General features: G+C 73.1%; 5 protein-coding genes. 1 reads left to right on the top strand and 4 read right to left on the bottom strand.

The window, feature by feature from the left end; translation table 11 throughout:
* Positions 1-431: 431 nt before the first annotated feature.
* The 4 genes from ACSURM_RS36890 to ACSURM_RS36905 all read right to left on the bottom strand — a co-directional run bounded on the left by ACSURM_RS36890 (position 432) and on the right by ACSURM_RS36905 (position 8,359).
* Positions 432-2,555, bottom strand: a complete 2,124-nt coding sequence (locus ACSURM_RS36890; protein WP_436960474.1) for an eCIS core domain-containing protein — start codon at positions 2,553-2,555, stop codon at positions 432-434.
* A 322-nt stretch (positions 2,556-2,877) separates the two neighbouring features.
* Entirely contained in the window at positions 2,878-6,087 is a 3,210-nt protein-coding gene (locus tag ACSURM_RS36895; protein WP_436960476.1) for a M20/M25/M40 family metallo-hydrolase, read from the bottom strand.
* Positions 6,088-6,327: 240 nt separating this feature from the next.
* Positions 6,328-7,734 (bottom strand): helix-turn-helix domain-containing protein, encoded by a 1,407-nt coding sequence (locus ACSURM_RS36900; RefSeq protein WP_436960478.1) that lies wholly within the window; start codon positions 7,732-7,734, stop codon positions 6,328-6,330.
* 154 nt (positions 7,735-7,888) lie between these two features.
* Positions 7,889-8,359: a hypothetical protein gene (locus ACSURM_RS36905; RefSeq protein ID WP_436960479.1), complete on the bottom strand. Its 471-nt coding sequence runs from the start codon at positions 8,357-8,359 to the stop codon at positions 7,889-7,891.
* A gap of 530 nt (positions 8,360-8,889) precedes the next feature.
* Between ACSURM_RS36905 and ACSURM_RS36910 the strand changes: the two genes are divergently transcribed.
* Complete coding sequence (locus tag ACSURM_RS36910; RefSeq protein WP_436961260.1) at positions 8,890-11,694, top strand: AAA family ATPase; 2,805 nt, start codon at positions 8,890-8,892, stop codon at positions 11,692-11,694.
* Positions 11,695-11,728: the final 34 nt, after the last annotated feature.

The following is an 11,728-nucleotide window of genomic DNA, read 5'->3' on the forward strand; positions in this document are numbered from 1 at the left end:
AACCGGGCACGGGACGCCTCGACGGCAACCGCCATCAGCCGGAGCACCGTCGACCGCGGTCCGGGAAGTGCGTCCTCCGGCAGCCTGGGGCGACCTCGGCGCGTGCCCGGCGCAGTCGGTGGCTGACCGGACCCGCCGGGGGTGGGCAGCCGAGGGTGATACGCATGCGGGCGACGGCCTGGACGGTGTGAGCGGCGCGGACCGGGCCGGTGGTGGACGCCGTAGCCGCGCTGCCGGCGGTCACGGAGCACCTTGGCCGCGTCCACCCGCGGGAGGCCCGGGAGGCCGGCGTGGTCGGGGCTGCCTACGTGGCCCGGCTCGGCCGCGGGGATCGGACAGCCGTGGCCCCGTACACGGAGCCGACCGTACCTCCGACCTCGCCGACGCACCACCGAACGGACCGGAATATCAGGAGAGTTGCCTGCGCGGTACTACCGGCTCTTCTTCTTGTACGTGAGGGACCTGCCCTCGTTCAAGCGCTCGACGAGGTCGAAGGCGGCGAGCGTGAGAGGGGTGAGTTCCGCGGTGCGCAGCCCGTCCTTCATCCGGCGCAGCTCGGCCACCAGGGCGCCCTTCTCCTTGCCCGGCCTGCCCACCCGGTCGTCCACCGAGCCCAGCGCGCCTAGGGAGCGGTGAATGTGCTTCCAGTCCTCCGCGTTCCCCTCTACCTCGGTCTTCTCCTCGTCGTCCAGGTGCTTGTAGTTCCGCAGCAGGTCCTTGCCGGCCGGTATGCCCATCAGCCACCGGTGGCGGGTCAGCGGGATCTGCCGCTTGGCGCGGTGCCCGGCGTCCCCGTGCTCGACGCTCCTCGGGTACACCAGGGCCTGTTCGTCGGCCGGGTCGAGATCGGCCGCCCTCAGGACGAACGCGGCGAACTCCGCCGGGTGTTCGCTGTAGTAGAGCACCATGGGAGGGGGCAGCAGCGTGAAGTTGTGGGCGAAGGAGGTGCGCGACATCAGACCGCCCGCTATCGACTTGGAGTTCGCCCGGTCCCCGAGGTCCTCGCCGTACTTCAGATAGCTGCCGGTCAAGGTGACGAGACCGACCAGCCCGTCCGTGGGTCCGCCTCCGGTGACCTCCTTGGGGAGGTCCTTGGCCTGTGCCTTGGCGTTCCGGCGGATCCTGTCGACCATGCGGAGGCTGACTTGGTGCAGATCCTGCTTCGCCTCCTTGCGCTGTTCGAAGGCGCCGGGCAGGGTGAGCAGGGGCCGCTTGTCCGGTACTTCGAGGTACTTCACCAGCCGGGGCAGCTCGTCCAGCTTGAACCCGGCGGTCATCTGCGGTGCGTAGACGAGAACGCCGTTCAGCGGATACACCATCATTCCGGGGACGGCCTCGAAACCGCCGAGGTCGACCTCCTGGAGCGGGAAGGAGTCCCGGTCCTTCCGGGCGTCCAAGGCGCTCGACACCTGGGTGATCTCGTTCATGACCCGGAGCAGTTCGTCCTTCGTGGTGAGCGGATCGGTCACCCATTCCAGGGCCGAGCCGCCCGTCGGGCTGACGTCCGAGGTGAGCCGGTAGCCCGTACCGCGGCCGACGGTGCCCATCTTGGGGACGTCTCGGCCGGGTATGGGGGTCTCCCGGATCAGGCCGTTCTGGAGCAGGGGCAGGGTGGCGAAGTCCATGTGTTGTGCGTACACGGCGGGGGATTCCCGCCGTGCCCGCTCGAGCCGTGCTCTGCCCTCGTCCGTGGCCTGGTAGTTCCCCGGCTTGCCCGTGAGCCACTTCTCCTTCAACCTCTCGCTGGTCGAGCTCCGCTCGGTCTCGTCCAGGAGAGCGCTGTTCTGACGTAGATCGGCCATGCGCACCAAGACCTGCACACCGATGGCGGCGTCCCGCTCGGAAACCTCGTTCTGGTATTTCCGTTCGTCCTCCGGGGTCAGGCCGTTGTGATCGCGCACACGCCACTGCGACTCGAACTCGAAGCCCACACGGCGCTGGACGGCGGTGCGGTGCACGGTGCCGTCGGGCACTTCCTCGCCGTCGGCGGCGCGGTGGTGGACGCTCTCGCCGCGGGCGACCCTGGCTCCGACGTCGGACGCCTCGCGTTCCCACCTGTTGCCGGGATCGCTGAGGCCGGTGGGGGCGTCGTGCTGGGTGGTGTGGTGGATCTCGTGGGCCATCGTCTCGACGTCGCGCAGGACACCCGCGCTCTGGACGACGATGTTGTCGCCGACGGTGTACGCCGTGGCGCCGATGCCCGCGGCGGCCTGCTCGTCGACCGAGACCCTGATGTGGTCGAGCTTGGTGCCGAAGGCGTTCTCCATGGTCGCCCGCACACCGTCCGGCAGCCGGCTGCCGCCGCGCCCGGCGGTCTTCGCGGCCTCCCGCACGGCCTCGTCCCGGATCGCCTCGCCGCCCCCGGACGCCTGCACGGCGGCACGGTGGGTACCCTCCCGGTCCCGTTCGCGTTCGATCATCCGTGCCACGGCCGCGTTCCCGACCGCCCGTTGCAGGGCGGCCGCACGCGCGCCGGAGCCCTGAACGGGCTTGCCGGGCCGGGCCTGTTCGCGGTCGGTGCCGGTGTTCCGCCCGGGCTCGGTGATGTATCGCATGAGGATCCGTTCGACCGAGATCTCGTGTATCGCCTCAGTGCGCGACTCTGCCGCAGGAACCGCCGTGAGGGAAGGGCACAGCGGATGAACGAAGAGCCCGTCCGCTCTGCCGAACGGTCACTGTGCACAGGCCGGTTCATTCTCATCTCTCCGCCCGTCACCTCGCCGAACGGCGATGCACGCGCCGGCGCAGAGGAGATCGCCCGGAACGGCCGCGCTGTCGCGGCCGCGCGTGACCGTGCCCCGGCCGGTCCCGTCCCACGGGGACCGGCCGGGGCCGGGGTGTGCGGTCGTGCGTGTGCGTTCTGCCGGGTGGCGACCGTCAGACGCGCTGCCACAGGGCGGGCACGTTCGGCGGCTCCCAGCCCGGGTAGGCGGTGTGGCCCTGGAGGCACCGGTAGCTGACGCCGTCATAGGTCACGACGTCACCGGCCGCGTAGGTGGCGCCCACCTGCCAAGTGGTGTCGCCGCCGCCATCGCCGGGCACGGTGAGGGTGTAGGTGGTGGTGTGGCTGGTGCCGCCCGTTCCCGTGATGGTGAGGGTGTACGTGCCGCCCGGCGTCCCCGCGGCGACCTGCACAGTGGCGGTCGAGGACTGGCCGGAGGTCACCGAGGACGGGCTGAACGACACGCTCACACCCTCCGGAGCGCCGGACGCCGACAGCCTGACGCTCTGGGCGTTTCCGCTGGTGGTGGCGGTGGAGATGGTCACCGTGGCGGACGAGCCGGGCGAGACCGTGCCGGCGGCCGGGCTGGCGGAGATCGAGAAGTCATCGGCCGGTGCCGGCGCGTCACCGACGGCCGTCTTCCAGATCGTGTACGCGATCCCGTCCGCGCTGCGGTTCAGCGCGGTGGCGTTGATGTTGGCGGTGGTGTCGCAGGCGGAGTGGTAGCACGAGTCGTAGGCGCGGCCCGCGGTGCCGCCCCATTTGGCGGCCTCGGCGGCGGACTTCACGGCCGAGGCACCGGTGGCGTAGCCGGAGGTGGGGATGCCCACCTGCTGGAAGGAGTAGTCGTCGGAGCGGCCCTGGCCCTCGACGTTCTCCTGCGGGGCCAGGCCCAGGGAGTCCCAGTAGGCCTTCATCGGCGCCGCGGCGGCCGAGTTCAGGTTGTTGACGAAGTAACCGGCGTTGGTCGAGCCGACCATGTCGAAGTTGTAGTACGCCTTGATCCGGGCGCGTTCGGTCGTGGAGAGCGAACGGGCGTAGAAGTCCGAGCCGTTCAGGCCCTGCTCCTCATCGGTCCACCAGGCGAAGCGGACCCGGTTCTTCATGGCGGGGTTGGACCGCGCCAGGGTCAGCGCGGTCTCCAGGAGCGCGGCGGAGCCGGAGCCGTTGTCGTTGATGCCGGGTCCGGCGGACACGCCGTCGAGGTGTGCGCCGAACATGTAGACGTTGTTCGCGTCGCCCTGCGGCCACTCGGCGATCAGGTTGTTGCCCGCTCCCGCGGTGCAGCCAGAGGTGCAGCTCTGCTCGGTGACCGTGTAACCGGCCGTCTGGAGCAGGCCCTTGACGTAGGCGAGCGAGGCCCGGTAACCGGCCGTGGTGGAGCGGCGGTTGCCGCCGTTCTGCGAGGCGATGGTGTTCAGCTGGGCCAGGTGTGCCTGCACCTTGGCCACGTCGACGTCCGGCGGGGTGGACGGGTTGCCGCCGCCACCGCCGCCCACCCGCAGCGTGTACTGGGCGGTGTGGGTCTTGGTGCCCGCGGTGCCCGTGACCGTGAACTGGTAGGTGCCGGCGGCCGTGGCCGACGAGGTGGAGACCGTCATCGTGGAGCTGCCGCCGGAGGTGACCGTCGCCGGACTGAAGGAGACGTTCACCCCGGTCGGTGCGCCGGAGGCGGTGAGCGAGACCTGCTGGGCCGTGCCGGAGACGGTGCTGGTGCTGACGGTGGCGCGCGCCGAGGAGCCCGCGTCGACGTCACCCGAGGTGGGGCTGAGCGCCAGCGAGAAGTCGGTCTGTTCGCCGGCGCAGGTCGGGTCGCCGGTCTGCGCGGGCACGCTGATCGCGTCCCAGGCGGCCTTGGTGGAGTTGAACAGGGAGCAACTGGCGTCGAGGTTCTTCGCCGTGGTGAGCGTGGCGGTGCGGTAGCGCTTGTGCGTCATGCCGCTGGTCTTGAGCAGCATGCCGCCGTAGAAGATCTTGCCCGCGTTCTGGATGCCGACGCCGGTGACGGTGGAGTTGTTGCAGGTCGGGCTGGAGGGCTTGCCGCCGCCGGGGTTGGAGCCCTCGGCCAGCAGGTAGAACCAGTGGTTGAGCGGCCCGGCCGCCGCGTGCTCCTCGGTCTGCGGGATCGACGCGGAGTAGCAGTTGGGGTTGTTGCCGACCTGGCTGGGGTTGTACATGTTGCGGATCGGTCCGCGGCCCTGGAGGTTGATCATCTCGCCGACGGTGTAGTCGGGAGTGTCGTACGGCGCCGGCTCGTTGGCGTACGCCTCGGTCAGGGCGCCCATGATGTCGCCGGTCGCCTCGCCCAGTCCGCTCTCGTGGTTGGCCCCGCCGGGTGTGGAGGAGTCCAGGCCGTGGCCGAACTCGTGTCCCACCACGTCGAGCCCGGCGATCCACTCGTTCGCGCTGTTGCGGCCGATGGTGATGGTGGAGCCGTCCCAGTACGCGTTCAGCTCGTTGAGTCCGACGCGGACCGGCCAGCTGCCGCCGTTGCCGTTGTGCCCGTTGCGGCCGAGCCAGTTCTTGAGCATGTCCCATTCCTTCTGCGCGGCGAACATCGCGTCCACGCAGCCGGTTTCCTTGCTCGTGGGGTTGCCGGTGCCCCAGGTGTCGGTCGCCTTGGTGAACAGGCCGCCCCTGTAGTCCGAACACTGCAGTCCGGGCCGGGTGGTGTCGCGCAGCACGTAGGAGGAGCCCGACCGGGAGGTGTCGATGGTCAGCGGGTTGGGGCCGTTCCACTTGCTGGTGCCGCTGCCCGCCCGCACGTCGTCGTAGGTGTCGACGACCTTTCCGGTGCGCGCGTCGACGAAGACGTGCAGCCGGCTGGGGGCGTTCGCCTCGGTGCGCCCGGCCAGGACGGTTTCCCAGGCGAGGGTGGCGCGGTCGCCCCGGGCCCGCACGACCAGCCGGCGGGAGTCGACCTTCTCGGTCTTCGCGAGCCTGGCCCGGCTGGTGCGGACCGCCTGTGCGGCGGTGACCCGGGCCTTGGTGGAGAGCGCGATCCTGGCCTTGGTGGCGGACTGGACCGAGCGGACCCGGCCGTCGCCGTCGGCGAGGACGACCACGTCGCCGCCCACCACGGGCAGGCCCCGGTAGGTGCGCTCGTAGGCGACGGAGTACAGGCCCTTGACCCAGGGGGTGACCTGCCGCCGGTCGTACTGCTCCTCGGGGCCCTTGGCCAGCGCGTCGAGGCCGCTGCGTGCCGCCCGGTCGGCGGCCGCGACGGCTCTGGCGACGGGGGCCGGTTCCGGTTCGCCCGCCGGGGGAGCGGTGTGGGGCGCGGCCGAGGCGAAGGCGGCCGGCATCACCACCCCTCCCAGCGTCAGGGCCAGGGATGTCCCGGCCACCGCCAGCTTTCTCAGCATCGTTGTCGCTCCTTGTGAGAGGTCGTGGGGCTCGCCCGGCGCCTGGATGGGCATGGGCATGCCAATCATTGGGCCGGTGTTCGCGGTGTGTCGGTGTCTCCGCCCGCCTCGCGCCGGGGTGGCACGCCACGCCGCCGGGCTGGCCGAACCCTCACATCGCCGCGCGCCCGGGTCAACGGCTCGCGGCCCGCCGCCCCGCCCTGGCAAAAACCGGCAAAGGCCCGGGGCGGCGGAACCCGCTCAGATCCCCGCGGCCGGCAGCCGCTCGCGGTACTCCCTGACCTCCGGCACGTCACCCCAGCGGGTGAGCAGCCTGCCGTGCAGTCCGCGCAACTCGGCGTTGATCACCAACTCGCGCGAGGACACCGCCTGGTCGAGCACCGGGGCCGCCAGGGCGACCGCCGCGCCGGGGTCACCCGCGCACGCCCAGCTGTCGGCCAGGCGCAGGGTGAGCAGCAGCCGGGTCTCCCGCATCAGCGGCGGCAACTGGGCACACGACCGGGCGGTGGCGTGGACGGCGCGCCGCGCGGTCACCCGGTCGCCGGTCGCGGCGGCCAGGTCGCGCAGCGCCCCGCCGATCGCCGACTCCACCCTCATCTCGCCCTCGGCGCCGGACAGCCAGGGCGCCTCCAGCAGGTCCCGGTGGCCGAGGCGGGCGAACGAGCGCCGGGCCAGGGCGATGTGCCGCCGGCACTCGTCGGGCTCGTGGCCGAGCGCGTGCCCGCGGGCCCGGTACAGGTGGGAGAGGGTGACCACCCACCGCCGCCCGGGGTCCACCGCGCCGATGGCCTCGGCGTAGGCGAGAGCCGAGCCGGCGTCGCGGTCGAGCCGGACCAGGGTGCACACGTCACTGAGCAGGGTCGCCCGGGCCGGGACGTCGTGCACCGCGTCCGCCCAGCCCAGGCCGTGCCCGAACCAGGCCATGCCGATGCTGCTCTGTCCGCGCTGCATCCGCAGCCGCCCGGCGACCTGTGCGTACTGGGCGGCCAGCCGGAGCTGTCCGTACGGCAGCCGGCCGCTGGAGTTCACCGCCCCCGCCCACCGCACCAGTGCCCGTAACAGCCGCTCCACCGTGCTCACGCCGTCGGACGCGCCCCGGTGCAGCGCGCCGCGGATCAGACAGGCCAGGACCGCGGTGAGCGCGTGCAGCACCTCCGACTCGCCGCCCGGGAGACCGTCGGACCCGCCCCCCGGCGCGGTCAGCAGGTCCAGCAGGTACGGGGTCCCCGCCTGGTCGGGCACCGCACAGCCCACCGTGCCGTGCAGCGGGCACGCCAGCCCCTCGGCGGGCAGCTCCGACGGCCACAGCAGGGGGTCCAGCACGTCCTGGCCGACGGGGGCTTCCCCGCCGCCCGGCACCGGGGCGAACAGCCGCGGGTTCGCCGGCGGGCGGTCGGGGCGGTACGGCGCCCCGACCGGGGCGGCGACGATCGCCGCCAGCTCGCCGCCGGTGCCCAGGACGGAGTCGAGCCGGCTCGCGAGCCCGGCCGGCGGTTCGCGCAGCCCCGCCTCGAGCCTGCTGATGAGGCTGTGGTGGTACCCCACCCTCAGCCCGAGCTGCGACTGGGTCAGCCCGGCCCGTCTGCGCCAGGCCCGCAGCCGCCGCCCGAACTCCGCCCAGGTCTCCACCGGCTGTGCCGTCTCCACAGACCTGCTCCTCCCGACGATGGCTCCGCCGCCGACAGCGTGGTGCCGGGTGCCGCATGCGCGCGGGTCCGGGCCGCGCGGGGCTACCCGGGCGCGCATGCCCCGGGCTTGGGTGGGTGCGCGCCCCGGGGAACGCGCGCCGATGTGCCCGGGATCAGGCCGGGCGGACTCCCAGGTCCTCCCGGACGCACCACTGGCCGGTGACGCCGCCGGAGCCGACCGGGCCGACATCGACGGCGGGTCGCGTGTGGGTGCTAGTGCACCCTCCGATCTCCCGGTCGCTGATGAAGACCTGCCCGTTGCCGGTGGCCTGCCGTGCCGTCTCCCGCCAGGTGTGCGTCACGCTCGAAGCGACTGACGTGACCCGCGAGGGTGTGCTGTCGCCGAGCCCGGCGTACTCGGCGTGTCCGCTGTCGCGGCCGGGCGGGCTCTCGAGCCCCTCCGCGCCCGGCGGCCCGTGCCCGATCCGGCCCCCGGTGACGATGCCCTCGGCGTACCGCTCCCGCCGACTCGCGGGCAGAGCCGCCCGGCCATGGGCGCCGACCGGGGCCGCCGGAACGCCGGCGATGAGCGGGGGAGCGACCGGCGCGCCGACGGCGACGGCCGCTCGTCTTCTCGTGCGCATGCCCTGCCACTCCCTTCCGTGCGCACCGGGACCGTTGCCACGGGTCGGGGCGGGGGCGCCGATGCTGGTCCGGACCTGACTCACTAGGTCTAGACCATAGCTGCGCACCGGCCCCCGTCAAGAGCTTGGACGGGAGTGAACTGCCGCCCTGCGCCAGCCACTTCAGAGATCGCTTGTCGGTGAAGTCTTTGCGCTTTTCCTCGCCTTCACGTCGCTCCGGGCGGCGCCCCCACCCCCGGCGGGGCTCGGCCGCCGCCCCGGTGAGGGAGGCATCGCTCGGTTCGCGCCTAATCCTCCGGAGGTTCACCACCGTTCGGCGGCGGGCACGGACGGATGGGGAGCAGGCCCCAGTTGAGGTATGGCGGTCCTGGCCGTGTGCGAGTACTGTGCGCCGGAATGCTCGCTTTCAGGTCACGTTGCGTCGATCCGCGCATCTTCCCAGGTCAACGCCTACTAAATTGAGGAGCCCGTACATCCGGTTGACCGCGGATGCACGGTACGTCGTGCAGGGAGGCGAGCAGTTGACCTCAGTGGATCGAATCGGGCACGTAGGCGAGCGGGCACGGCTTGCGGCCGTCATCGACAGAGCACGCGGGGGACGGGGTCCGGCGACCATCGTCGTCAAGGGAGAACGGGGGATCGGCAAGTCCGCCCTGCTGGGCGAGTTCGGGGCGCTCGCCGCCGACGCCGGGTTCCGGGTGTCCGCCGTGTCGGTACGAACTCGGCCCGACGACCCGCTCGGCGCCGCCCTGCGCGTCGTCAGCCAACTGGCGGCCGGGTCCGCCGAGGGCACGGCACTCCACCAGCCGGCCGGCGAACCCACGGCACATCGTTCGGAGCCGGGCGACGAACCCGTGCGCCACCATGCCGCCCCGAGCGAGAAACTGCTCCACGAACTCGTGGAGACCGTGTGCCGGCAGGCCAGGCGGACGCCGGTCGCGATCTGCCTGGACGACGCCGAACATCTCGACCCGTGGTCGCTCCACTGGCTCTCGGGACTGTACTCCGCGGCCTTCGGCCTGCCCCTGGTCATCGCCCTGACCGGCGGGGACACCGCGGCGGCGGACCAGGACCCGTTGCCTCCCGCGCTCACCGCGGACGCGGAGCACATCGCACTGTCCGGGCTGGCACCGGAGGAGGTGGGCGCCTTCGCGGCGGCGTACCGCGATGTCGCGCTCGACGCGCCGACCGCCCAACTGTGCCACGAGCTGACCGGCGGCAATCCGGCCTTGCTGCTGTCCCTGCTCGCGTGTCACACGGGCACGGCCCCCACCGCCGACGCCCTGCGCGACACCGCCGCGTCGGCGGCACTGCCCGGCATCGAGCGTTGGCTGGCCGGGCTCGGGGGAGCCGCCCTCGGGCTGGCACGGGCCGTCGCCGTCCTCGGCCCCCGGGCGGAGATCACCCAGTGCGCCGAACTGGCAGGGCTCTCCGTACGGGAGGCGCTGCCCCTGATCGACGAGTTGGTCACCCGCTCGCTGTTCGCCAACCGCACCCCGCTGTCCTTCCGCCACCCCCTGCTCGCCGAGATGGTTATCAGCCGCGTCCCGGCCGGCACCCGGGCCGCCCTGCACCTCACCGCCGCCGCGATCCTGCGCGACGGGCACTTCGGCGCCACCCGGGTGGCACGGCAACTGGTCGCCGCCGGGCCGCTCGGCCTGCCCTGGACCGTCCGGCCGTTACGGATGGCGGCGAACCAACTGGAGCGCGAGGGCAGGCACGAGGAGGCCGCCGGACATCTGCGCGGAATGCTCCGGGAACGTCTGCGCCCGCAGGTCCGCTCGTCCGTCCAGTGCCAGCTCGCCGCGCTGGACGGGTTCGTCGCTCCTGACGGCGCCGTACGCCGGTTGGACGCCGCGCGGCGCGAGGCCGACGACCCCCGTTGCGCCACCGACTACGCCGTGGCCCTCGGCACACTGCTGGCCGAATGCGGACGGCCCGAGGACGCGGTGGCCGTACTCGACGACACCGCCGAGCGACTCGGGCCCCGAGCGGCGGCCCAGCGCTGGCGGCTCCGGCTGCACAAAGCGCTCCTCTGCCTGGACGGACCGGTCCCGTCCGGCCTCCCCGTCGACCTGCCCGACAGCCTGGCCGCACAGGCCCCGTCCGATGACCAGGCCCGGCGGGAGCTGTCGGCCCTGCGGGCCGTGCACGCCCTGCGCGACGGCACCGACCGGGACGCCGCGGTGGGACACGCGCGCGGGGCACTGGCCGGGAGCGAGGCCCCCGGCCGCCTGCTGTGGCACGGCTGCGAGGTCCTGATCCGTGCCGACGAACTCGCCGAGGCGTGGTCGTACTGCAGCCGGGCCCGCCTGCCGGACCAGCCCCGGCCGGGCACGTGGGCAGACGTCGGCGTCGGTCTGCTGCGTGCCCTCGTCCTGTACGCCCGCGGCAGCCTCACCGACGCCGACGCCGCCCTGACCCCGCTGGCGGACCTGCTGCGCCCGGCTGTCGACGCGGCTCGGCTGCCGGCCGCCCTCACCGTGGCGACCCTGGCCGAGGTGCGGGCCCGCACCGGCGCCACGGACGCCGCCCTCGCCCTCCTCGCGGACTGCGGACTGGACGGCGAGCTGCCGGCCCGCCAGGACACCGTCGCGGTCCTCGGCGCCCGCGCCGCCGTGTGGGAACAGGCCGGGGACACCACTCGCGCCCTGGAGGACCTCTACGCCGCCGGAAGGCTGCTGGCCGACTCCCGGGTGCGCAACCCCGCGGTGCTGCCGTGGCGGTCCCGCGCCGCCCGGCTGCTGGCTTCCCGTGGTGACCTGACCGAGGCGTCCGGGCTCGCCGCCGCCGAGTGGGAGGACGCGCGCCGCTGGGGAACCCCGCGCGCGGTCGGCACCGCCCAGCACGCACTCGCCCTGACCGAGACGGGGGACCGCCGGCTGCGCCGTCTCGCGACGGCCGTGGAGACCCTGGCCCACTCGCCCGCCCGGCTGGAACTGGCTCACGCCCGCCGTGATCTCGGGGTCACGCTGAGCGAGGCGGGACGCGCCGACGCCGCGCGCACGGAGTTCCGCGCGGCGCTCTCCGCGGCCAAGTCCTGCGGAGCGCAGCCGCTGGTGCGCCGCATCGCCGCGGACCGCGAATGTCTCTGTCCGGCGGTGGACGACGACGAGGTCCCGCCCGCGCTGAGCGGCCTCACCCCCCAGGAACAGCGGATCCTGGGTCTGGCGCGAGCCGGGCACACCAACAGGGCCATCGCGGGCAAGCTGTTCGTCACCGTGCGTACCGTGGAGTTCCATCTCTCGGGTGCCTACCGCAAGCTCGGCATCTCCGGGCGCAACCAGTTGCCCGATGTCATCCCCGCACCCTTGGGCACCGGCGGCCGGGCGTAGCGGCGACGGCGGGGGAGGCGCCGGGCCGGTTCCT

It is taken from the genome of Streptomyces sp. SudanB182_2057 (assembly GCF_964272715.1).
Classification (GTDB): domain Bacteria; phylum Actinomycetota; class Actinomycetes; order Streptomycetales; family Streptomycetaceae; genus Streptomyces; species Streptomyces rubradiris.